Genomic DNA, 25,877 nt, shown 5'->3' with positions numbered 1-25,877 from the left:
GTTATCTTGTGACACGATTCCAATTAACTCATACAAATATGATGCGATACACTAAACTTATGACCTCTATGGCTTTATTTTTACTGGTGGCTTTTGCCAATGCCCAGCAAAAAAAGCCTAATATTATCTTGATTCTGACCGATGATCTTGGTTATAGCGACATTGGTTGTTATGGAAGTCCGAATATCTCAACCCCTTTTTTGGATTCGATCGCCAGTAAGGGCGTGAGAGCAACAAACTTTATGGTTTCTACGCCCTCGTGTACACCGTCAAGAGCTTCTTTATTAACCGGAAGGTATGCTTCCCGTTATAATCTTCCCGCACCGATCGGTCCGGGCTCCAATTTAGGCTTGCCTGATGACGAGGAAACGATTGCCGAATTATTAAAAAAGGTAGGCTATAGAACTGCGTTAATTGGGAAGTGGCATTTAGGGGATAAACAGACTTACCATCATCCTAATCAGCAAGGCTTCGATTCTTTTTATGGCATGCTGTATAGCCATGATTATCGCGATCCCTATGTAAAAACAGACTCTGTCATTAAGATCTTCAGGAATCGGAAACCCGAAGTCGTTGCGCCTGATGATTCGGACCTGAGCTCACTTTATCACAAAGAAACAGTGAAGTTTATAGAAGACCAAGATAAAGATCATCCATTCTTTTTATACTATGCGCATAATTTTCCGCATCTTCCTTTGGCATTTGCCAACAAAAAGAACCGATTTGCAGATCAGCAAAATGCGGGCCCACTTGGTGCAGTGATGCAGGAGTTGGATCATAATTTTTCGGAGCTCTGGAAAGCGGTTGAGCGAAAAGGCCTCGCCGATAACACCATTTTGATTTTTTCAAGCGATAATGGCCCCTGGATATCCTATCCATCGCGGATGTCTGATGATCATGCCACAAAAAATTGGCATGTGGGTACCGCAGGTGTCTTCAAAGGTTCGAAAGCCGAAACAACAGAAGGTGGTGTCCGTGTGCCTTTCATTGTATATGGCAAAGGCTATGCGCAAGAAGGGAAAGTTATTCGGCAGGCAATTAGCAACTTGGATGTGTTGCCTACTATCGCCAAATGGACTGGTGCATCATTACCGAAGAAATCCATTGATGGCCAAGCTATCGATTCTTTGTTGAATGGTAAATCTGGCCCATCCCACAACGGGAAATTAACCTCAATCCGAATCTAAAACAGAATCCAAATTGGTAAAAATTGTTATCTTGTGACACGATTCCAATTAACTCATACAAATATGATGCGATACACTAAACTTATGACCTCTATGGCTTTATTTTTACTGGTGGCTTTTGCCAATGCCCAGCAAAAAAAGCCTAATATTATCTTGATTCTGACCGATGATCTTGGTTATAGCGACATTGGTTGTTATGGAAGTCCGAATATCTCAACCCCTTTTTTGGATTCGATCGCCAGTAAGGGCGTGAGAGCAACAAACTTTATGGTTTCTACGCCCTCGTGTACACCGTCAAGAGCTTCTTTATTAACCGGAAGGTATGCTTCCCGTTATAATCTTCCCGCACCGATCGGTCCGGGCTCCAATTTAGGCTTGCCTGATGACGAGGAAACGATTGCCGAATTATTAAAAAAGGTAGGCTATAGAACTGCGTTAATTGGGAAGTGGCATTTAGGGGATAAACAGACTTACCATCATCCTAATCAGCAAGGCTTCGATTCTTTTTATGGCATGCTGTATAGCCATGATTATCGCGATCCCTATGTAAAAACAGACTCTGTCATTAAGATCTTCAGGAATCGGAAACCCGAAGTCGTTGCGCCTGATGATTCGGACCTGAGCTCACTTTATCACAAAGAAACAGTGAAGTTTATAGAAGACCAAGATAAAGATCATCCATTCTTTTTATACTATGCGCATAATTTTCCGCATCTTCCTTTGGCATTTGCCAACAAAAAGAACCGATTTGCAGATCAGCAAAATGCGGGCCCACTTGGTGCAGTGATGCAGGAGTTGGATCATAATTTTTCGGAGCTCTGGAAAGCGGTTGAGCGAAAAGGCCTCGCCGATAACACCATTTTGATTTTTTCAAGCGATAATGGCCCCTGGATATCCTATCCATCGCGGATGTCTGATGATCATGCCACAAAAAATTGGCATGTGGGTACCGCAGGTGTCTTCAAAGGTTCGAAAGCCGAAACAACAGAAGGTGGTGTCCGTGTGCCTTTCATTGTATATGGCAAAGGCTATGCGCAAGAAGGGAAAGTTATTCGGCAGGCAATTAGCAACTTGGATGTGTTGCCTACTATCGCCAAATGGACTGGTGCATCATTACCGAAGAAATCCATTGATGGCCAAGCTATCGATTCTTTGTTGAATGGTAAATCGGAAGATTTAAAAACAGCACATAGACCGATATTTTTGGTGAATTATGGACATGTTGAGGCTGTTCGGTCAGGCGACTGGAAGTATCGGCGGGTAGCAGGCGGAGTCAATCAGATTTCGGGCAAACCCTATGATGCTATTGAAGAATTACATAACATTGCCTGGGATCCGAGTGAAAGAACAAATATTTTAAAGGATTATCCAGAAAAAGCGGCGGAATTGCGCGTATTGTTTGAAAGCTTTGATGGGAATATGAAATAGGTAGAACTAACAATGGTTAACAAAAAAACAAGGCGGCCCTTAGGAAATAAGGGCCGCCTTGTTTTTTTATACGGATGCAATAGATTTAAAGCAATTCAAATTCTTTTTCTTTTACATCGCGACTGTTCGGACCAATATAGACTTTGAAATTCCCTGGTTCAGCAACATAATTGAGGTTGTTGTCGAAAAATTTAAGATCGTCTACTTTGATATTAAAGTTTACGGTTTTTTGTTCTCCTTTTTTGAGGAATATTTTTTGAAACCCTTTTAATTCTTTTACGGGACGAGTAACAGAGCCAACTAAGTCCTGGATATAGAGTTGCACCGTTTCTTCCGCATCATAATTTCCGGTATTACTGATGTCGACACTTGCTTGAATAGTACCTTTTTCATCGATTGTGTTGCGGTCAAGACGGATGTCACCATAGGTGAAAGTTGTATAACTTAGTCCATAACCGAAAGGGTAGAGTGGGGAATTGCTTACATCGAGATAATTAGATTTGAATTTTTCAAAATCGCCCGAGTTTCCATAAGGCCTGCCGGTATTTTTGTGTGCATAATAGATCGGAATCTGACCAACATTGCGTGGGAAGGTGGCCGTAATCTTACCTGAAGGAACGACGTCCCCAAATAAAACATCGGCTACTGCTTTTCCTGTTTCCGTTCCACCAAACCAAACGTTTAATATCGCGGGCACGTGAGCGTCTTCCCAGGTGAGCGTTAGCGGCCTACCTGTAAACAATACCAGTACAACTGGTTTTCCTGTTGCTAATAGTGCTTTTAACAGATTTTGTTGATTTTTCGGAATATCCAGTTCTGAGCGACTGGAGCTTTCACCTGACATTTCAGACGCTTCACCAAGTGCGGCCACAACGACGTCGGATTGTTGGGCAACTTTCAGGGCATCTGCAATGATCTCTTCTTCTTTTCGGGAATCGCGTGCTATGGTGCGGCCGAACATGGTTGCGTGGTTTTGGTAAATCGGATCCTCCAACAGATTACTTCCGAGATGGGTAAGTATATTTACTTTATTGCCTAACACGACCTTCATTCCCTCCACTAAAGAGGCTGTTTTGTCCAATTCAGCACTGACACTCCAGGTTCCGGGCATATTTGAACCTGAATTGGCTAATGGGCCAATGACAGCAACTGTTCCTGTTTTTTTTAATGGAAGCACTTGGTTTTCGTTTTTCAACAAAACAAATGACTTTGCTGCAATTTCTCTGGCTTTGGCATGATTGGCAGCCGATCCGATCACAGTTTTTGCACGTTTTTCGTCACAATAGCGATAAGGGTCGTCAAATAAGCCTAATTTATACTTGGCTTCCAAAACAAAACGGCAAGCCCTGTCAATATCCGCAATTTTGACTCTTCCAGCATCCAAAGATTTTTTTAGCGTCGTCAGAAATCCTTCACCGACCATATCCATATCAACGCCAGCATTCAGGCTTAAAGCAGAGACCTGCTGGAGATCACCAAGACCGTGTGCCGTTAATTCGTTTACAGCAGTGTAATCGGTTACGACCAATCCTTTAAAGCCCCATTGCTTGCGTAAGACATCAGTCATTAACCATTTGTTTGCCGAGGCAGGGACTCCATTGATATCGTTAAAAGAAGTCATAATACTTCCCGCTCCAGCATCTAAAGCCGCTTTGTAAGGTGGTAAATATTCATTGTACATGCGATGGAGGCTCATATCGGTGCTGTTGTAGTCACGGCCACCTTCAGCGGCACCATATAAGGCGAAATGTTTGACACAGGCTATCATGGTGTTGTGTGCTGCCAGGTTATCCCCTTGGAAGCCATGGACGATGGCTTCGGCAACCCGAGAGCTTAGATAGGTATCTTCACCTGCACCTTCGGAAATACGGCCCCAGCGTGGATCGCGCGAGATATCTACCATGGGCGAAAATGCCCAATTAATTCCATCGGCGGTCGCTTCTTCGGCTGCTATACGTGCAGATTGTTGAATCAAGTTCATGTCCCAGGTAGCGGCAAGACCTAAAGGAATTGGGAACACCGTACGATACCCGTGAATAACATCCATCCCAAAAATGATGGGTATTTTTAACCGGGATTGCTTGATCGCTATTTCCTGTGTTTTGCGGATTTTCGCAGGTGTACTCATGCTGAAAATCCCACCGATTTGACCATTTTTAATTTTCGCTTCTACACCGGTGGATACTGTGGTTCCAGTTGTCGCTTCACCACCGGTTACCAAGTTAAGTTGACCAATCTTTTCGTCGACAGTCATCTTAGCCATAAGCTGATCAATGAACGTGTCCATTTTCTGATTGGATTGCGCTGGACTTGTATGCCAGGCGAGCAATGCAAGAAGGAAAGTACTTACTACTTTTTTCATCGTATTATTTTTTTGTGCGCATGGATTTTGCTTCCCTCGCTACATGGTAAGTTTATATAAAGCGCTCAAGATGACTCTTGAACCTCTTTGATGGGATGTCCTGTTGTTTTCGTGGAAGGAACCATTCTCAACGTGTGACGGATTGAAAATGATTCCACAGACCACTATTTTAAATAAGGACTTGTAAAACCGAGTTTCTTTAGCCCTTGTTGAATTTCTGGGGCCTGCATAAATAGCTCCCAGATTTTACCTGTTCTATAGTTTTCGATCATGACAATAATAGGCCCCTGATCGATGGCTAGATAACGTTGTGGATACCAATTTGCCGTTTCACTGTAGGCATCATAGTAGCCATATTTACCCCAGACTTTATTGCCGAGTTGTTTGTCTAGGTATTGTGCAAACTGAATGCTTTCATGTGGGGTGTAAGGCATGGATGACAAAGCTGCTGTCGGCGAGATCACGCCAGGGTCGTTGTCTGGGTGATGTGCATCGTAGCCGTTGATGGAATAGCTGGCCGTCCAGCCCCAGCCTTTATCCGAACCATAACCTTTATAACCTTTTGGGTTCAGATCTGCATAGGCCAAATTTATCTTGGCATGGTTGCTTGTCGCTTCCCAATAATCTGCATATTGGTCTTTTAATCCTTTGGGACTCAATCCTAAATAGGAGTAATGTTCCCAGAATAGCGGGCCCACTTCACCTTCTTTGGCATTGTGCTTCAGCACGAGCGGAATATCGTATTTTTTAGCGGAACTTTTAATGGCCCCAGATCTTGCCCAGCCCTCATGATACACTTGGGGGGCAATAGGGTAAGTAGGAGAGGAGGCTGCTAAAATATAGGTAATAAGACATTCGTCGTATCCTCTGACGGGATGATTTTGCTGGAAGTTAAATTTTGGACTCCAATGCCAATAAATAACATTTTGTCCATTTGTGTAATGATTCCAATTGATTTCTTTCCATAGTTTATCTGCCTTTTGAGAAACCAAATGGGCGGAATCACCTTTATCTTTTAGATATTCCCGAATGGCGATTAGGCCTTGGGCTAAGAATGCAGTTTCAACAATGTCGCCGCCATTATCTTTTTCACTGAAGGGTTTCGCTGTACCCAGTTCTCCATCGTACCAATGTGCCCAGGCTCCTTTAAACCGTTCGATTTTGCCTAGATAATCCATGATGTGATCCAGCTTTTGAACACCTTGTTCCTGACTGATAAACCCACGTTCCATGGCGACAATCATACCCATGAGCCCGAAGCCACTACCACCTATGGTCACGACATTGCGATCATTTTGCGGATAAACACCATCCATATGGATGCGTTCCCTGGCGAGACCGGAAGTAGGTTCGGCACCTTCCCAAAAATATTGAAATGTATGTTGCTGAATAGTTGTTAATAGCGAATCTTCATTGATTTTGCTTCCATCGGTTGAATCAATCTTTGAGGGACTGTCTGGACTGCTATTAGTAGCGTTTTGGCATGAACTGCTGAGAATAAGCGCCAAAGCTATACCGCTAAGTGCTGGATATGCTATTCGTTTTCTCATGGATATGTTGTTTAATTCTTGAAAAAATGTTCAAACGACCATAGGTCGTTTGAACGGAGTTATTTTGTATAAATGATTACCAACCGGTATTTTGAGGCATTTCTGGCGTTTGGATACGTTGATTCTCCGGAATTGGAAAAAGCATCATTTTATCCTGGAACGTTTTTCCATTGGCTGCCATGGCAGTTTTTCCCTGTTTTGTACGAATTAAATCAAACCAACGGTCGTGCTCAAAAGCTAATTCAAGGCGTCTTTCTTTCCAGATCAACTGACGGAGCTGTGCTTGGTCGGTTGTCGTTACATTGGCTAATTTTACGCGTGTCCGTACCATATTCAATGCATTCAGCGCTTCGTTGCTATTGCCAGCCTCATTAGCAGCTTCGGCCAGGATAAGATAAATTTCACCCAGACGGAGGTAACGTACGTTCTTATCACCATCTGCAGCTCCTCCATTTGCAGACGAATACGCTTTTTCATTGTACATGGGATTTTCTACACCATTGTCAATAAGACGGCCATCGTACAGGGTTTCACCCCTGAAAATAATCGTTGCATCGCGACGGATATTGTCTTTTTCGGCATTGAAGGCATCCAATAAGTTTTGACTTGGGATATTAAAACCCCAGCCTAAGTTGACCGCTCCTCCACGAGGTGCCTGTACTTGACTATATTGTTGGATACCATGTGCGATAGAGGTACCCCTTGCTTGAAATTCAAATAATGATTCGGGGCCATTTTCCCCCGCTAAACGCCAAATTGTTGCGTAATCCGGTTCGAGACTGTATCCTCCAGATGTGATGACAGTTTTCGCCATATCAGCAGCTTGTTGCCATTTGCTTTGATACAAATAGACTTTTGACATTAATCCTTGTGCAGCACCTTTGGTTGCTCTACCTAAATCTTTTGCAGCATAAGCAGATTTGAGTGGAAGATTGTCGATAGCAAATTGTAAATCAGCTTCAATATAAGCGTAAACTTCAGCTGCGGGTTCTCTTTTTATTAAATCACGTTCTTGAATAGGAACATCGCCCCATCCACGCACAAGATAGAAGTAGTTCAATGCACGTAGAAAACGGGCTTCGGCAATCAATCTGTTTTTATAAGCTTCGTCTGTCAATCCAAATTTTTCTGTGTATGCAATAGCTTGCGTAGCCCGCCCAATAGATTTATACCAACGTGTCCACATGGAAAGAAAGGAACCTGTTGTTGAAGTGTAAGTCAACTCGTCTAAACTTAGTTTATCACCACCGGCATCTGTAGCTGAGCTACCTTTATCCGCATTATCGGAAATCATGTCCGTGATACCGATGTAAGAGAAAGAATAATCCCAATCAGTAAACATTCCATATACACCATTGACAAATTGCTCGGGTGTGTAGATTTCTTCACTGTCTTCGGCTTCAACATATTCTTTAGAAGGTACATCTAAGAAGTTGTTGTCTTTACAGCCTTGCAATGCAATGCCCCCACTAAGAAGAATTGCTATATAAAGTTTGTTAATTTTCATTGTCTTCAAAACTAAGGTGATTAAAATTGCATGTTAAGTCCAAATAAGAAATTACGTGTCGTTGGATAAGCTGAAAGCTCAATACCAGAAGTTAAATTTGGACTACCGTCGCCTGCAAGTTCAGGAGAGAAACCACTATAATTCGTAAATATAAATGGATTCTGTGCAGTAACATATAATCTTAGTTTAGATCTCGAGCTATATAAGTTGTTGAAAGTGTATCCTACGGTGATATTATTGATACGGAAATAAGCGCCCGATTCAAGGAAATAACTGGAAGCCCAATATGCTCTTTCTGCACCAGGATGCTCATTGGTTGAACCTGCGCCAGTCCAGCGATTTTCAAAAGTTGACAACGCGATATTCTCACCCGCATTGGAACGAACACTATTTAAACCATTGTAAACCTTATTGCCTGCAACACCATATCCGGAGACATTAAAATCAATAGCTTTGTAATTAACACCAACATTGATACCATATGTTGAAGTCGGTAAAAATGATCCAAAGAAAACCTTGTCGCGGGAATCGATGACACCATCTTCATTTTGATCCTTGTACTTCAGATAGCCAGGTTTTGCAGCGCCAAACGATGGGTAATTTTTTACATCTTCAGCGTCTTGGAAGACACCATTTGCTTCAAACATCCACCAGCCATAGATCGGTTGTCCGACACGAAGTTGTTTGGTAATCTCCCCATTATTTAAACTACCTCCAGTAGCACGGTCATAGGCAGGAACCACTTCTGTTACTTTGTTTTTGTTGTAGGCATAATTGACGCCAACGGTATAACTGAATTCAGGATTAATGCTTTTGTTCCAATTTAAAGCTACTTCAACTCCTTGATTCAGCACTTTGGCACCATGCGCATAGAAATTTTTCTCTGAAGGAGAAGTGTAAGTTGGCGTTACATCAAGAATAGTATTGGTATTTAGCTTATGATAGTAGTCAATGGATCCTGAAAGCTGATTGTTTAGAAACGCAAAGTCTACGCCAGCGCCTGTTTCTCTGGTTACTTCCCAGGTTAGATTCACGGCAGGAGTACCATAAGCACTACCATAGACCATATTCTGTTCAGGACCGAAAACGTAGTTGTAATTTGAACTTTCTGGATTTGTTAAAATTGTGGATACATTTAACGGGATATCTTGGTTACCTAATTTACCCCAGTTTCCGCGCACTTTCAATAAATTAATCCAGCTGGCATCTTTCATAAAGCTTTCGTTGGTTACCGTCCAGGCCAATCCAACGGAAGGGAAAGTACCCCAATATTTTCCTGTATTACGGAATACGCTTGATCCGTCACGGCGCAAGGTAGCCGTTAAGTAGTATTTGCTATCGTAATTGTATTGTAGTCGACCAAAATAAGACGCTAATGCCCTTGGTGTGTAATAGGTTTGTAAAGAGACAATACCATAATCATTAGTGCCCTTGGCTAAGTTAATATTCCAATACTGCTCTTGTTCAGGCACATTATAGCCAGTTTGGCTATTCATGCTATTAATGTCGTATTTCTCACGTGACATCCCCACAACCGCCTCAATATGATGCTTGTCAAAATTCTTGTTGAAGGTCAAGAAATTCTCGATAGACCAACGGAATTGTTCCAAATTTTCATATTTCAGACTATTGTCTACATAGTCAAGGGCTTTTGGATTGTTTTCCTTTAATTTGATGAAATCAGATTCATTCAATAACGTATTTGCATTTAACCATTGATCTTTTACATTATTAAAAATCCGTTGTTTCGAATAAAATTTATTCCCGCCAATACGCGAATTGATTTTCAGATAATCCGTAATCTTGAATTCTCCCTCAAAACTTCCCTGTAGACGGAGCGTATTTGTTCTTTCATTTTGACGTAAAACCTCATACACTGGATTTCCAATTGAATTTAAGTTTCCGATGGCTTGCCCAGGAGCTGCCTCAATACCGGCAACACCAGTTGTTGTATTTACACGACCTAAACCGTAACGGCCATTATCAAACATCACGGGAGCCAGCGGTGACTGACGATAAGCCGTGGTGAAAGCACTATAGGGCTTGGGGGTTGCGTTTGTTAATGTAAGATTTAAATTTTGGCTGAACTTTAGGCGATTGTTTAAAAATTTATATACGTTGTTATTGCGTATGGTATTTCTTACAAATTTGGAGCCATCAAGAATACCATTTTCGGTATAATTGTTTGCTGATACGAAGTAATCAACTTTCTCAGTTCCGCCAGAAATATTAACGGAATTATTAAATACAGAACCTGTATTTAATAATTCGTCATACCAATCTGTATTATATTTTTGATTCTCTGCTAAACGGTACGATCCATTGGTCGAGGTTAGGTATTCATTGGCAAATGTTCTAAACTGATCAGCATTTGCCATTTTCACACGATTGAGGACATTTTTTATGCCTGCAAAGCTTTCATAATTGATGTTTGTCGTCCCCGTTTTACCTTTCTTCGTGGTCACGATAATAACACCATTTGCAGCCCGAAGACCGTAAATAGATGCAGAGGATGCATCCTTCAAAACATCCATAGATTCAATATCTGATGGGTTGATATTATTAATATCTGTTTGTGCAATTCCGTCGACAATATAGAGTGGATTCCGTCCTGATAATGCCGTTCCTAAGCCCCTGATAATTACATTTGGTGAGGAACCGGGTGCTTCATTTGCAATAATATTGATACCTGCAGCTTTACCTTGGATGGATTGCATTGCCGACATAGCAGGTTGCTTTGTGATATCGGATGATTTCAAGGAGCTGATCGATCCTGTCAGATCCGCTTTCTTTTGTGTACCATAACCGATAACCACAACCTCTTCCAATGCTTGATTTTGATTTTCTAGGAATACATTGAGTTGCGTTTGATTACCAATGTATACGGTTTGTGTGCGATAACCCAGAAAGTTAAAGACCAATGAGTCGGTAGGAGAGGCGTTGATTTGAAATTTCCCCGTTGCGTCGGTTTTTGTAGATACTGCTTTCCCTTTGATACTAATGGTGACGCCAGGCATGGAGATCATGCTTGTGCCATCTTTGACCACTCCTTGTACCGAAGTTTGTCCATAGGCAACCGATACGACCATGGATGTCAAAAATAATGCGGATAGATTCCTCATATCGTTAATTTTTGGTGTTTGTTTAAAATACAGTTGGTTATTTCCCTGAGGCAAATATGTTGATGTAGTACAACTTTGCCAAAGTTTAACATTTTCACATCACTACTACATGAAATTTCAGCTTGCTCAGTCTACCTTTTATTTTATTTTATATTTTTGATAGTCAGTTTTTTAGCTTGTTTTTTTTAACGAAATAACACGAGCTTTAGTGTGTTTTATACACTAAAGCTCGTGTGTGGTAATGATGTAGTGTCTGTGATGAGAATTTAACGTTCCATCAGGAATTCAGAGAGGTTTTTGTCTGTTGGAATGCCCAACTTTTTGCGTAATCGATAGCGTCTAATCTCGACACCGCGTGTACTAATGTTAAGTAATGAGGCAATTTCCTTACTCGACATATTGAGCCTTAAGTAGGCGCATAGTTTAAGATCATTGGGGACTAGATCAGGAAACTCTTGTTTCAATTTCTTGAAAAAATTCTCATGTGATTCGTTAAAGCTTCTTTCAAAAATATGCCAGTCACGATCGTCATTATGGGCATCATCGATGAGCTTGTTTATTTTTTTCAATTCATCCGAACTTAGTTTGTTGCCATCTGCATCTTTAAGTTGTTTGAGCTCGTCGTGTAAATTGTTCAACATCTCATTTTTGTAAACGATATTGAGTGCCGCATTGGCCAGTTCTTTATTTTTTAATTGAAGCTGATCTTCTAATTGCTGGTTTTTAAGTTTGATCCAGTCCTTTTCCTTTTGCTCGGTTTCGCGTTCCAAGGCAATCTTTTTCTCTTCTAACCATTTTCGCCGTATTTGAAACTGACGCTTACGCTCCCGCTGAAGACTAAATATATATGCTAAATAGATGAGCGTTATCAGGACTAGTGTATAAAATACCTTTGCCCACCAAGAAAGGTACCATGGATACCGAATAGTAAAGGAAAAAGCTTGAATTTCCGAAACCAAGCCCATATTGTCCTTCGCCCTTATTTTAATTTGAAATTTTCCATAAGGTAGATTCGTGAAATCTTGATAGGCAGTTTCACTCCATTCGGACCAATTGTCCGAGTAACCTTCGAGATAATATTGGTATTGAATCGGTGATGACGAATAAAATGGACTTGAAAAGCTAATTCTAAGATTATTGTCAGATGATGATAGTTTAAACGCTGAATCTGGAATAATAGCCTGTCCTGTTGTCAAGTTGATGAGTTGCGCTATTTGTGGAAGTGGCAACCTATATTTTTGTGATTTATCGGAATGACGATAGATCGCAAATCCATCATCTAAACCGATGAGATAGTATTGGTTTTCAATAGGGAGGATGTTTTCATAGTTATTCATCATTCGATCCTGTAAGGGACTGAGCAGATTGGAGTCAATATGAAGTTTGCCCTTACTGTCAAAATCTACTTTAGCAATTTTTGTCTTCTGAATAAACCAGTAGCTGTTTGTATTGATCGGTATGACCTTATTTGAATTTTTATAGGTGCCTAATGCTGTGTTTAATTCATCGGCATAGCTGAATCTTTTTACAATATTGTCGAATTGGAGAAATCCGCTGTCCGTCGCAAATACAAGATTATTTTCTAATGTGTAAATCCCCGTAAATTGCCTCTTTGAAGCGATACTGTCCTGTTTGGAGGAAAATAAAATATTTGCCTGTTGGAAATTCGCATCAAATCCGAGTAGTTGTATCTGTCCCCAATCGCCAATCCAAAAGGTATGGTTATCTTTTTGCGCCAAAAATCGAACTGGTTCTTTAACGCCCGCGAATTGCTGGACGAACTGAAGGTGTATACCATCGAAGCTAAATTTCGATAGGCCCGTATAGTTGCCTTGAAGAATATTTTTTGTTCCAAAAATAGGCTTGAATATCCAGCCGCCAGTGATCTGTGAAATCTTCTCGAGTCGCCCATTAACCAATTTGAAGGTTCCATCATTATGTCCACAAATCAACTCATCACCAAATAGCGCTAATGTCCAAACCTGACCGTTTGAATTGGGAATCTGGGAGAAATTCAATGAATTGTAATTGGTCAATCCTTTCCATTCACTTGAAAATAATCCCTTATTCGTTCCAAGATAGATTTTCCCCTGATAGATAATTGATGTATAAACCGTACCAATTTTTCCGACAAAATCTGTGTAAAATGATAATGGAGAATTGATTTCAATGCGGTCTATACCATTATCCAGTCCCACCCAGATATTCTTCTGATTGTCCTTGACAATACTAAGTACAGTATTGTTTTGGAGACCATTGTTTTTATTGATATGCTGAATGACCTGGCCATTTTTATTGATGACAATAACACCGTTTTGGATGGTGCCAAAAGCATATTGTCCGTCATAGAGGTATAAGCCATTGTTTATCTGTGATTGGCTCAAGAGCTGGTTTGCCGGAACAGACCAGGGTAGGATGGAACCATCGGCTTTCATCAGGTAAAGGCCATTCCGCGAGGTGGCAATAAGCGAGGTCGTTGCGTCGAAAGGTAAGATAGCAAGTACATTTTTATTTTTCAATACATCTTTTCCTTTTACAGGGATTAATTTATCCTGTTTAAATTCATGCAGACCACTTGGCAGCTGTTCGAAAAATAGCATGTTATTGAGCTGATGTGGAAATAAAAAAGGTTCACCTTTAGCCGTTAGTTGCCGTATACGATTGTTTTCCCAAATATAGGATTTGGAAAATGTATGAAAAAATACCCGTTGGTCCTCAACAATGATTTTCCAGATTTCTTCGTTTGGAAAATAGGTCTTGTCCTGCACAAGTTTAGAGAGACTGTGATAGGTCAAGTTTCCGAAAGGTTTGGAAGTCCAATAGCCAAATTCACCTCTTCCACCTGTGTAAATCTTTCCGTCTTTACCTATTGCAACACTTCGGACTGTTGAGTGATTTGGTAGTGGAAAGATACGCCAGTATTGTCCGTCAAATTGTAACAGCCCCTCGGTATTTGCACTATAAATTCGACCATCTTTATCGACTGCCAAAGACCAGTTCTGATTTCCAGCCTTGTATTGGTCTTTTTTGTATTGTTTTACAAAAGGTGTTCCTGTAGGTATGATTGTCTGGCAATAGCCAGGGTGCATTAAAAAAAATAAAATGCTGCAAAACCAAAAGATATAGACGTTACTATATTTTTTTGTTGTCATCGACTCCCTCACTTTAAACTGATTTTGGGGACAATATATCGATTTTATCGCAGAATTGATAATCTCCCTCGTCGTACGGAGCGCTGGTAGCTCCGGCAGATCTCCATCTTATTTTGGAGCTGAACCGACGGATTGATGGAAGAAAAATTAGAAGAAGCCAGGAGCTTTATTTTTATTTTTTTTAAAAAACCATTTAATCGTGTTGAAAATCAGGAATGAAGCTATTTATTCCACCTATTTGAACAAAAAATACTCCTTTTGCTGTGAACGATTTTTGATATTTGAGTTCATTTACTTCGTTAAATAACCAAATAAACCAAAACAACTATGATAACACCGATAACCAAAACGGTAGGGAAGGGGTTACTTTTATTTTCATTGATGAGCATGTCTGCACCGGTGGTGCTTGCCCAATCGCAAATAAAGATATCCGGAAAAGTAAGCTCCTCAACAGGCGAGCCTCTTGTGGGGGTTACAGTACAGATAAAGGGGGTGAAAAACGGCACTGTAACCGATGGGGCCGGCAATTATCAGATTCTTGCGCGAGATATTGATGTCCTGATATTTTCGCTGGTAGGCAAAGAGAAGGCCGAAGTCCAGGTCAATAAGAAAGATCACATTAATCTCGTTCTCCAGGAGTCCAGTAGTCTGATTGACGAAGTGGTTGTTGTAGGCTATGGTACCCAGAAAAAAAGTAATTTAACCGGTGCTGTTGCTGCTGTCGATGGAAAGGTGCTTAACAAACGTATCGCTACAAATCCAACGCAATTACTTCAAGGTCGCATGCCCGGACTTCGTGTTACCCAAGGATCAGGAGAAGCAGGGAATGAAAATGTGAATCTCCAGGTTCGCGGATTGGGGTCGTATGGGGCTTCTTCTGCGCCATTGGTTATCGTAGATGGTATCCCCGGGAGTTTGGAAAATTTAAATCCTCAAGCAATCGAGAATATCACCTTATTGAAAGATGCTGCCTCAGCCGCTATCTATGGGGCAAGAGCAGCAAATGGTGTTATTCTGGTAACGACAAAACAGGGTAAAGCTGGAAAAACACAACTGAGCTACGATTACAATGTCGGAATTACCAAAGCCTCAGCTCTTCCAGACCTCGTGTATAATTCCGTTGATTACATGAACCTATATAATCAGGCAAATAAAAACTCCGGTGTCACAAATCCAAATGCTTCTTTTAGCCAGGAGATGATTGATGCCTACAAAAATGCAACAGATAAAAAATTATATCCCGATTTTAACTGGTTGGATGCTGTCTTTAGAACAGTCCCGGTACAGACGCACAATTTAAGCTTAAGTGGTGGTGCCGGAGGAACAAATTACAACGTCATACTGGGCTACGTCAATCAACCTGATATTATGATCGGGACTTCTTTTAAAAAGTATAATCTACAGCTTAACCTAGGCTCTAAAATAAATGAACGGATAAGTTTTGGTTCAAGTATTACCTTGAATTATGGCGATCGGAAATACCCTAGAAATGGTAGTGAAGATCAGTTTTTGTCTACCATTAGTCAATCACCACTTTATGGACCTGTATTACCAGATGGTAGTGGTCGTTATACGTCTAGGGCATATCCTTTTCAGTCCCCAAATAAAAACCCTGTTGCAGTTGCTGAAAATGCATTTACAAGACTGAACAATTATTTTATGCAAGGCAATATTTTTTTAAATGTGAAAATATTGGATGGACTGGATTGGAAGACTAGCGGCGGATTGACGTATGGCTTTACAAAAAACTATACCAACAAACCTGTGATTAATCAATACATGTGGTTCGCCAAACCCGATGACCTACCCGCCAGACAGCTTGATGTCGGTGGTCAAGGGCTAGAAGTAACGGACGACAACAATGTGTACCCGGTGGGCTATACACAACTGACTTACGATAAGTCTTTTGGAAATCATAACATGAAAGTGTTGGCAGGAACCCAGGCAGAATATAATAAAACACAAAAATTGTTCGGAAGTAGGTTGCAGTTTCCCAACAATGATTTGCTTGAGCTTGATGGTGGCGGAGCTGGTCAACAGTCTAATAACGGTGTAACCAATGAGTGGTCATTAAGGTCTTACTATGGTCGATTAAACTACGACTACAAAGGCAAGTATCTACTCGAAGGTAATGCACGTTATGATGCGTCTTCACGTTTCCCTGAAAATAGAAAATGGGCATTTTTCCCTTCAATATCCGGAGGTTGGAAAGTTTCGGATGAGACCTTTTATGGGCCGAAATTGAAGACGGTCGTTAATGAACTAAAATTAAGAGCCTCCATTGGAACACTGGGTAATCAGAATATTGGTAACTACCCTTATCAGATTGTTTACAATTCTTCTTTTGCTTATCCTTTTGATGAAACACTCCAACAGGGGGCTCGCCAGGTAGCCATGGCGAATGACCGGATCAAATGGGAGAGTACCAAAGTCCTGGATTTCGGTGTGGACTTCGGGCTATGGAACAACAAATTGACCGCTTCTTTCGATTGGTATAACAAAGTAACATCAGATATTTTATCTGCATCTACGGCTTTCCCTTCTTATATTGGGCTGACTGCACCGACCGTAAATTATGGTGAATTGCGTAACAGAGGTATAGAGCTCGGTCTTCAGTACCGTGATAAAATTGGAGAGGTATCGCTGACCCTCAATGGAAATATTCAGGCCAATCGCAATAAGGTGATGAAATATGGAGCCGAACGTATCTCGGGCAATACCATTATCCGGGAAGGTTTACCTTATGGTAGTTTTTATCTTTTGGAGAACACGGGGATATTCCGTTCGAAGGAAGAGGTGGCAGCCTCTCCGGTGCAACAGATTCCAGCACAACCAGGTTATCTGAAATTTGCCGACGTAAATGGCGATAAAGTTGTGGACAATAATGATCGTATTGTCGTGCCGGGCGCTTATCCAGATTTCGATTATTCCTTTAATGCGACGGCTGTATGGAAGAATTTTGATTTTACAGCCTTTTTCTTCGGTTCTCAGGGACAAAAAATATTTGTAAGTGAGTGGGGAATAGTCCCTTTCAGGCAAGGTGGTACATTCACCCGCGACTGGATGGACGCTTGGACTCCAGAAAACCCCAATGCATCGCTTCCAATAGTTGGTGCTGAAAATACCCCTGCTGCAAATAATGTACGGACCACATCGACTTTCTTTTTAAAAGATGGATCGTTCCTGCGTCTTAAAAATATTCAGGTAGGCTATTCTATTCCACAGAGCACCTTGTCCAAAGCTGGTATTTCTGGCCTTCGCATCTATTTTGCGGCGGATAACCTGGTCACATTCTCCAAGTTCCCCGGTTTAGATCCCGAACGCGGCGTTTCATCAAGCGGTGGTGCAACATCAGGGCGTTATGTGACTCATCCTCAGAATAAAGTATTCGCATTTGGAGCGAGCATCACATTCTAATCTAGTGGTAACTAAAAAAAATTAAAGATGAAAAATAGCGTAAAAAAAACATATCTATACCTAAGCTTAGCTGCCCTAGCTTCACTAGGCAGTTGTACAAAAGATTTTTTAAATAAAAATCCAACGGATAAAATTTCGGAATCAACCTTCTGGAAAACGCAGACTGATGCTGATTTGGCACTATCGGGCTGTTATGAATTTCTTTGCCGAGGATACAATTCGACGTCTTCATCCAATGCACGCGGTGGTTGGGGGGGAGCAAGTATGTTTTGGGATGGGCTTTCAGACGATGCCTTTGTGTCCAGTACCTCCAATAACTTCAATATTATTTCGCGATCCGGAATCTCCTCGACAACCGGCGGAATGCAATCTGAGGGGTATGAGATTTCGTATCAGGCCATTGCGGCATGTAATAAATTGATTGCCAATATTGACCGCATTACAAGCATGAGCCAGCAGGACCGTGACCGATATAAAGCAGAGGCCCGTTTTATCCGCGCCCATTACTACTTTTTGTTGACCAATCTGTACGGTGATGTGCCATTGACTTTAGAGCCTCTGGGTATGGACGATGCGAGTATTCGGCTGGGTAGAACACCTAAAACCAACGTTATCGAAGCGATTTTAGCAGATTTAGATTACGCGAGTGAAAAACTGCCAAATACAGGATATAAGGGACACGCTGTGAGGGGAGCTGCATTAGGCTACAAAACAAAGGTATTATTGACTTCAAAAAAATGGGCCGAGGCAGCTGCAACAGCGAAGATTGTTATGGATGAAAACAAGTTTTCGATCTATCAGGGTGGTTATCGCGATCTGTTCCGAAAACCTGGACAAAATAATAATCCCGAAATCATGTTCTCCGCTCGATTTTTACCCCCCAATATGTATAGCCCAGCAGATATGATGTATTCTTATCTGAAGACAATACAACCGTTGGGGTATCTGGTGGATTCTTATTATGCCATCGATGGAAAAGATATTAAGGAATCGACGGTTTACGATGCTAAAAATCCTTACGAAAATAGAGATCCACGGTTGAAGTCGACAATTATGTACCGCGGTGTATGGCGAGGTACCACAGCATCTTCTGCTTTTGATCCGGTTGCCGAGGGAGTTTTGGGTGGTTTTTTACCGCGAAAGTATATCAACGAATCGAAATGGCCAACAAGTTACGCGACACAAAGCGATCAGGATTGGGTATTCTTACGCTATGCAGATATTTTATTGATGTACGCAGAAGCGAAAAATGAAAGTGCAGGGCCTGATCAGACAGCCGTAGACGCATTGAATAAGGTAAGATCCAGGGCTGATGTGAAAATGCCGCTCGTACAGTTTAGCGGTTCCTTGACAAAAAATGAATTCCGCGATATTATCCGTCATGAACGGAGGATTGAATTGGCTTTGGAAGGTCAACGTTATTTTGACTTGAAACGCTGGGGGATGATTAAAGAGGTGATGGATAAAACCAAGGATCCAGATGGAGCTCCACGATTATTTATGGCAAGAGATACCCTATGGCCTGTGCCTCAATCTGAGGTAGATATGGCCAAAAGTTTAGGTAATGACAATTTTAAACAAACCCCAGGTTTCTAAATTAAGAACTGTGAAAAATTAAGGTATGAAAGCTCTATATAAAATGTTGCTGGCACTTATCCTCATCATGGGAATGAGTAAGGGATTATTGTATGCGCAAGTAAACCGCTTGCCCGATAGTGTGCGCATGAAATGGTGGGAGGAAGCCCGGTTTGGCATGTTTATCCATTGGGGAGTATATGCGCAGTTTGGCGGCGTTTATAAGGGGCACGAACAGGCACGTGGTGGAGCAGAATGGATTATGAACCGCTCTAAAATTCCAGTTGATGAATATCAGGCGATGGCAAAGCAATTTAACCCCACGCAGTATAATGCAGACGAATGGGTACGCATGGCGAAAGATGCCGGGATGAAATACTTGATTATCACGGCCAAACACCACGATGGTTTTGTGCTCTTTGAAACAAAAGCGAGTAAGTGGAATATGGTGGACGCGACGCCCTACGGTAAAGATGTTTTGAAACCTTTGGCCGAAGCCTGCCGAAAATATGGCCTGAAACTTGGCTTTTATTACTCACAGGCACAGGATTGGAATAACCCTGGTGGATCGGCTGCTCGTAAATTAATGCGAGAAGGCTGGCCTAATCCAGATTCAACCCGTATAGATGACTACACACTAGCACATCATGGCCATTGGGATCCCAAACAAGAAACAGCGAGTTTTAGTGACTATATCAAAAATGTATCTGTACCTCAGGTCAAAGAATTGTTGAGTAACTATGGGGATATTGCTGTGCTATGGTGGGATACACCAACCAATATGACCGACGAAGCCGCAAATATGCTTCAGGAGCAATTGGCATTACAACCCAATATTATCACAAATGATCGATTGAAACGGCCTAATTTTCCCGGCGATACCAAAACGCCGGAGCAAAAAATTCCAGATTGGAGTGAACTCGAAGGTAAACATTGGGAAACTTGTATGACCATGAATGGCACTTGGGGCTACCGCACATCCGATCATAAATGGAAATCCGCCGAAACCTTGATCCGCAATCTCGTTGATATTGCTTCCAAAGGTGGAAATTACCTGTTGAACGTTGGTCCAAAACCCGATGGATCCTTTCCACAGGAGAGTATAGAACGTTTGGCTGTAATTGGCAAATGGATGAAAGCCAATAGTGAAGCAGTCTACACGACCAAGAGTAGTCCTTTACAGCCATTTGAATGGGGGAGATGTACCATGAAGGAAGATGGAAAGCGGACTTATTTGTATGTCTCTGTATTTGACTGGCCAAAAAATGGCCTAGTCGAACTTCCGATTGAAAATAAAGTTTTAAAAGCTAGTCTTTTAGCCAATAATCAAGTGTTAAAGGTAAAATCGAATTCCAATGGTATTCAGATTGGCGTACCTGAGCAGGCCATTGATCCTGTTGCTACGGTGATTAAGATCGAAGTAGCAGGAAAATTTAAGCGCGAAAAAGGGCCCGGAGCAAAGAACATGAAAACTGGAGCTTTGGACGAGTAAGGCCGAAGATGAAAAGCAGATACTAAAATAGCATAATGAAGAAAAGTAGATTGAATAGAATAGTTGCGTTGTTGTTGACTTTTGGAGTTGCTCAGCTCCACGCTCAGGAAGTTAAGCGGATTGATCAAGGCTGGGATTTCTTAAAGAGCGATCTGGGAGGAATCTGGGAAGCTGTAAGACCGGTGGGTACCGGTAATCCTGAGTCTGTTCCACTTTGGGAGCAGATAAATCTGCCGCACTGTTATAATGCGCTGGACGCTGTTGATCCAGCTATAAATTATTATCAGGGGCCAAGCTGGTATAGAAAATCGCTGGAGATCGATAATCCCTATTTAAATGGTCACACCCTTCTTCATTTTGAAGGAGCCGGACAAAAGACAGCTGTTTATATCCATACGATTAAAGTTGGGGAGCACGTTGGCGGATACGACGAATGGACTGTGGACATTACAGATGCGGTTGAAAAGTTTAAAGAAACAGCTGCTTTTAAAAAACAGTTTAAGGGCAAAATACCGCTTTCAATTCGTGTGGATAATTCGCGTGATCTCGAAATGATCCCTTCTGATCTGTCTGATTTTAACGTCTATGGAGGTATTTACAGACATCTAAACCTGAAATATGTTCCGCAGACAGCTTTGGAGCGTGTGTTTGTTGAGGCGTCAGTAGGGGGCGATGGTAAGCAGGGAGTGGTCAACGTTCGCGGACGGTTGATGCCATTTTCGGCTCAGACAAATTTTGAAGTCGAAACGCAGCTCTATGACCCTGCTGGAAAAATCGTGCAAACCCAGCAACCACAGGTTAATAAGGGAGCATTAAATCTTGAATTTGGACAATTCCTAGTCAAGAAGCCACAGCTTTGGAGTCCTGATCAACCGGCTTTATACCGTTTAGTTACGACAATCAAAAGCAATGGACAAGTATTTAAAGAAGAGAGTGTCTTTGGCTTTAGACATGTAGCGTTTAAAGAAAAAGGTCCTTTTCTGCTGAATGGGAAAAGGCTTTTGCTTCGCGGTACCCATCGTCATGAAGACCATGCCGGCGTTGCTGCAGCAATGACTGACGATCAGATCCTGCAAGAGATGACCCTGATGAAAGATATGGGGGTAAACTTTATACGCTTGGGACATTATCAGCAGAGTCGTAAAGTGCTTGAGGCCTGTGATAGTCTGGGCATTTTGGTTTGGGAAGAGATTCCATGGTGCAGAGGTGGATTAGGTGGAGAGGTCTATCAACTTCAGGGAAAACGGATGTTAACCAATATGATTGAACAGCATTATAATCATCCATCGGTTATTATCTGGGGGCTTGGTAATGAAAATGATTGGCCTGGTGATTTTACGGAGTTTGATCAGGCGAAGATAAGGGCTTATATGAGTGAACTCAATGGTTTAGCCCATCAATTGGACCCGAGCCGGAAAACAGCGATACGACGTTGTGATTTCTGTAAAGATATTGTTGATGTTTATTCACCCTCCATTTGGGCGGGTTGGTATAGAGGTGTTTATACCGACTATAAAACAGCGTCCGAAGAAGAAATGAAAAAGGTAAAACATTTCCTTCATGTGGAGTGGGGCGGGGATAGTCATGCAAGACGACATGCAGAAGACCCTGATCGCGCTTTAGCTAAAATCAAAGGTGATGGCACAACGGATGAACGGGCAGGCGATGCGTCGCTCATTGGTGGTGCAGCACGGGTTTCTAAGGATGGCGATTGGAGTGAAAGCTACATCTGTAATCTCATCGATTGGCACTTAAAGGAACAAGAAACAATGCCTTGGCTCACGGGAACAGCCTATTGGCCATTTAAAGATTTTTCAACTCCGGTACGACCAGACAATCCTGTTCCTTATGTCAATCAGAAGGGTGTTGTTGAACGGGATTTTACCAAAAAAGAATCTTACTACGTATTCCAGTCGTATTGGACCGCGAAGCCAATGCTGCATATTTATGGCCATACTTGGCCGATTCGTTGGGGTGAAAAAGAGGAGTCGAAAATGATAAAGGTGTATTCCAATGCCAGTGAGGTTGAGCTTTTTGTCAATGGAGAAAGTCAAGGATTAAAGAAAAGGAATAGCCAAGATTTTCCAGCGGCAGGTTTGCGCTGGATGGTAAAACTGAACGAAGGGAACAATCAGATTAAAGCTGTTGCGAAAAACGGACGGGAAATTCTAGTGGATGAAATTGAACAACAATATCAGACAAAAAAGTGGGGTAAACCTGCCAAATTACTTGTCGAACAGATTGCTGCGGAAGGCGAAGTAATCACTGTGCAAGCCCAAATTGTGGATGATACCAATACCCCCTGTCTCGATGCAAAGGATTGGATCTATTTTGGTTCAACCGGCGATGGTCAGTTGATCGTCGATCAAGGCACTTCTACGGGGTCGAAAAAAGTACAGGCCTATAATGGTCGTGCATTGATTAAACTTCGACTGCCTTCGGGGAGAGCAGTGGTATCGGGCCGGATGGAAGGATCAAAGAGTACCTTGTTAACGATAGAAAAATAACACAAGATGTTAAAAGCAACGAATCATTTGAACTTCTTTTTACTGCTCGGCCTCCTGGGGGCGATTGCTCCATGCAGTGCACAAAGCAATTCGCCGCAGCTGAAGCTTTGGTATAATCAGCCGGCTACACTGTGGGAAGAAGCACTGCCGCTTGGAAATGGCACAACAGGAGCGATGGTCTTTGGAGGGCTAAGTAAAGATCGGTTTCAAATTAACGATAATACGCTGTGGTCGGGTGAACCCGATGCTGGCAATAATCCAAACGGCCCGCAGGTCTTACCCCAGGTGCGCCAAGCCATCTTTGCTGGAAAATATGAAGACGCAGCAGTTCTTTGGAAGAAAATGCAAGGACCTTATTCTGCTCGGTATCTACCTATGGGCGATTTATGGTTGGATTTTCATCAGGACGAAAAAAAGGTCAAAGATTATAAACGGGAGCTGGATCTTGAACGAGCGATCAATCAGGTGAGCTATTCGTATCAAGGTGTTCGATACCAAAGGGAAAGTTTTGTCAGCTTTCCGGATAAAGCATTGGTGGTTCGATTGAAAGCGGACAAGAAAAAATCAATTACCTTGGATCTTTCCTTGACCAGTAAGCTCCGATATAGCATTTCGACCCAAGGGGATAATCAACTGACGCTTCAGGGAAAGGCGCCGAGTTTTGTCGCCAATAGGGATTATGAACCCCAACAGGTGGTGTACGATAGTGTTGGCGGAAAAGGGATGACCTTTGCGATACAGGTCAGTGTAAAAACTACCGGTGGTGTGGTAAAAAAAGAACAGGATAAACTTAAAATTATAGGCGCTGATGAGGTGATTTTATTTTTGACAGAAGCGACAAGCTTTAACGGTTTTGATAAGTCTCCGAGTCAGGAAGGTAAAGATGCCACACTGCTCGCAAAAAACCGGATGAATACTGTCTCCAAAAAGAATTTTCACACCTTACTTGCAAACCATCAAAGGGATTATCAAACGCTCTTCAATCGTGTAGCCTTTAAGCTGACCGGTACTTCTGCTCACGATAAATTACCTACAGACCAGCGTGTCATGCAGTTTTCCAAACGACCGGCCGATTTGGGACTTCTGACGCTGTATTATCATTTTGGACGCTACTTGTTGATTGCCAGTTCCAGACAAGGAGGAAGGCCTGCAAATTTACAGGGGATCTGGAATGATCATGTGCAGCCACCCTGGGGAAGTAATTACACAACCAATATCAATACAGAAATGAATTATTGGCTTGCGGAAAATACCAATCTTGCGGAATGTCATCAGCCTTTGTTTGATTTTATGGATGAGCTGGCGATCAACGGGGCTAAAACAGCATCGATAAATTATCATATCGATAAGGGCTGGGTTGTGCATCATAACTCCGATCTATGGGCCAAAACCTCCCCTCCGGGCGGATATGATTGGGATCCCAAAGGAATGCCACGCTGGTCGGCATGGCCTATGTCAGGTGCCTGGTTGAGCACACATTTATGGGAACACTATCGTTTTACGGGTGACAAAACTTTCTTGAAGGAGAAGGCTTACCCATTGATGAAAGGGGCGGCCCAATTTATGTTGCAATGGCTGATTGCAGATCCCGGAAATAAATATCTCGTGACCAATCCTTCCACTTCACCTGAAAATACAATTAAAATAGCAGGTAAAGAATATCAATTGACCATGGCCTCTACCATGGATATGGCGATCATTCGTGAGCTTTTTACAGCTGTTATTCGTTCATGTACGATATTGGGTGTTGATCCTGAATTTAAATCGGCTCTAGAAGGAGCGAAGGAAAAGCTTTATCCCTATCAGGTTGGCCAATACGGACAATTGCAAGAGTGGTTTAAAGATTGGGATGACCCAAAAGATCAGCATCGGCATATTTCCCACTTATTTGGTTTATACCCAGGCAATCAGATCAGCCTTGCGGAAAACAAGGCTTTGGCTGCGGCCGCTAAGCGTTCATTGCTCTTAAGGGGCGATGTCAGTACCGGCTGGTCGATGGCCTGGAAGACAAATTGGTGGGCGAGGCTTCAGGATGGAAATCATGCCTATAAAATCCTCAAGGATGCCTTAAATTTTATCGATCCTAAATTGGATCGTGCTCAGATGAGCGGTGGTGGAGCCTATCCGAATTTATTTGACGCACACCCACCTTTTCAAATTGACGGTAATTTTGGTGCTACGGCCGGAATGACTGAAATGTTGCTGCAAAGTCACGATGGAGCTGTTCATTTATTGCCGGCTCTACCTGATGAATGGTCTGCTGGGACGATTAAAGGAATTAAGGCCAGGGGAAACTTTACCGTAGACATTGCCTGGAAAAATAACGTATTGACCGAAGCAATGATCGTATCCAATATTGGAGGTGTTTGTCGTTTGCGTACACCTTTACCCGTTAAAGTTGTCGGCATCGAATCAAATCAGGCAGTTGTCACTGACAACACGCTATTATATAAACCGGAACAACTATCGTATACGATCGCTGATCCATCCAAATTGCCGTCGTTAGCAGCTACGAAAACATTCGAAGTTCAATTTGAGACCATAAAAGGGAAGCAGTACCGTATTGTTCCGCTATAAA

12 protein-coding genes and 1 pseudogene are annotated in these 25,877 nt (G+C 42.1%); 8 read left to right on the top strand and 5 right to left on the bottom strand.

Annotated features, from left to right (window positions below; all coding sequences use genetic code 11):
• Nucleotides 1–38: 38 nt before the first annotated feature.
• The 3 genes and pseudogenes from GVK91_RS11595 to GVK91_RS11590 all read left to right on the top strand — a co-directional run.
• A pseudogene (locus tag GVK91_RS11595) lies at nt 39–1,073 on the top strand (sulfatase-like hydrolase/transferase); the annotation flags it as partial.
• Between the two features lie 68 nt (nt 1,074–1,141).
• Nucleotides 1,142–1,207, top strand: a complete 66-nt coding sequence (locus GVK91_RS27750) for a RagB/SusD family nutrient uptake outer membrane protein (RefSeq protein WP_369073910.1) — start codon at nt 1,142–1,144, stop codon at nt 1,205–1,207.
• 73 nt (nt 1,208–1,280) lie between these two features.
• Nucleotides 1,281–2,615: a sulfatase-like hydrolase/transferase gene (locus GVK91_RS11590; protein ID WP_235032897.1), complete on the top strand. Its 1,335-nt coding sequence runs from the start codon at nt 1,281–1,283 to the stop codon at nt 2,613–2,615.
• A gap of 85 nt (nt 2,616–2,700) precedes the next feature.
• Here GVK91_RS11590 and bglX read toward each other — a convergent pair whose 3' ends face one another.
• The 5 genes from bglX to GVK91_RS11565 form a co-directional block, all read right to left on the bottom strand.
• The gene (gene bglX, locus GVK91_RS11585) at nt 2,701–4,977 is read right to left on the bottom strand and encodes a beta-glucosidase BglX (RefSeq protein ID WP_159728855.1); all 2,277 of its coding nucleotides are present in this window, start codon (nt 4,975–4,977) and stop codon (nt 2,701–2,703) included.
• A 164-nt stretch (nt 4,978–5,141) separates the two neighbouring features.
• Nucleotides 5,142–6,527: a glucoamylase family protein gene (locus GVK91_RS11580; RefSeq protein ID WP_159728853.1), complete on the bottom strand. Its 1,386-nt coding sequence runs from the start codon at nt 6,525–6,527 to the stop codon at nt 5,142–5,144.
• A gap of 76 nt (nt 6,528–6,603) precedes the next feature.
• Nucleotides 6,604–8,034, bottom strand: a complete 1,431-nt coding sequence (locus GVK91_RS11575) for a RagB/SusD family nutrient uptake outer membrane protein (RefSeq protein WP_159728851.1) — start codon at nt 8,032–8,034, stop codon at nt 6,604–6,606.
• Between the two features lie 20 nt (nt 8,035–8,054).
• The gene (locus GVK91_RS11570) at nt 8,055–11,156 is read right to left on the bottom strand and encodes a TonB-dependent receptor (RefSeq protein ID WP_159728849.1); all 3,102 of its coding nucleotides are present in this window, start codon (nt 11,154–11,156) and stop codon (nt 8,055–8,057) included.
• A 266-nt stretch (nt 11,157–11,422) separates the two neighbouring features.
• Nucleotides 11,423–14,308, bottom strand: a complete 2,886-nt coding sequence (locus GVK91_RS11565) for a triple tyrosine motif-containing protein (RefSeq protein WP_159728847.1) — start codon at nt 14,306–14,308, stop codon at nt 11,423–11,425.
• A 327-nt stretch (nt 14,309–14,635) separates the two neighbouring features.
• Between GVK91_RS11565 and GVK91_RS11560 the strand changes: the two genes are divergently transcribed.
• From GVK91_RS11560 to GVK91_RS11540, 5 genes are read left to right on the top strand one after another with little or no spacing between them, the layout of a single operon-like run.
• Nucleotides 14,636–17,725 carry a TonB-dependent receptor gene (locus GVK91_RS11560; RefSeq protein WP_228280304.1) on the top strand — a complete coding sequence of 1,030 codons (3,090 nt, stop codon included), beginning with the start codon at nt 14,636–14,638 and terminating at the stop codon, nt 17,723–17,725.
• Nucleotides 17,726–17,752: 27 nt separating this feature from the next.
• Nucleotides 17,753–19,321 (top strand): RagB/SusD family nutrient uptake outer membrane protein, encoded by a 1,569-nt coding sequence (locus tag GVK91_RS11555; protein ID WP_159728845.1) that lies wholly within the window; start codon nt 17,753–17,755, stop codon nt 19,319–19,321.
• A 25-nt stretch (nt 19,322–19,346) separates the two neighbouring features.
• The gene (locus GVK91_RS11550) at nt 19,347–20,792 is read left to right on the top strand and encodes an alpha-L-fucosidase (protein WP_317164622.1); all 1,446 of its coding nucleotides are present in this window, start codon (nt 19,347–19,349) and stop codon (nt 20,790–20,792) included.
• Nucleotides 20,793–20,827: 35 nt separating this feature from the next.
• Nucleotides 20,828–23,299: a glycoside hydrolase family 2 TIM barrel-domain containing protein gene (locus tag GVK91_RS11545; RefSeq protein ID WP_159728843.1), complete on the top strand. Its 2,472-nt coding sequence runs from the start codon at nt 20,828–20,830 to the stop codon at nt 23,297–23,299.
• Between the two features lie 6 nt (nt 23,300–23,305).
• Nucleotides 23,306–25,876 carry a glycoside hydrolase N-terminal domain-containing protein gene (locus GVK91_RS11540; RefSeq protein WP_159728841.1) on the top strand — a complete coding sequence of 857 codons (2,571 nt, stop codon included), beginning with the start codon at nt 23,306–23,308 and terminating at the stop codon, nt 25,874–25,876.
• Nucleotide 25,877: the final 1 nt, after the last annotated feature.

This window comes from Sphingobacterium sp. 18053, assembly GCF_902706145.1.
Lineage (GTDB): Bacteria > Bacteroidota > Bacteroidia > Sphingobacteriales > Sphingobacteriaceae > Sphingobacterium > Sphingobacterium paramultivorum.
This window is presented reverse-complemented; position numbering and strand designations above follow the sequence as displayed.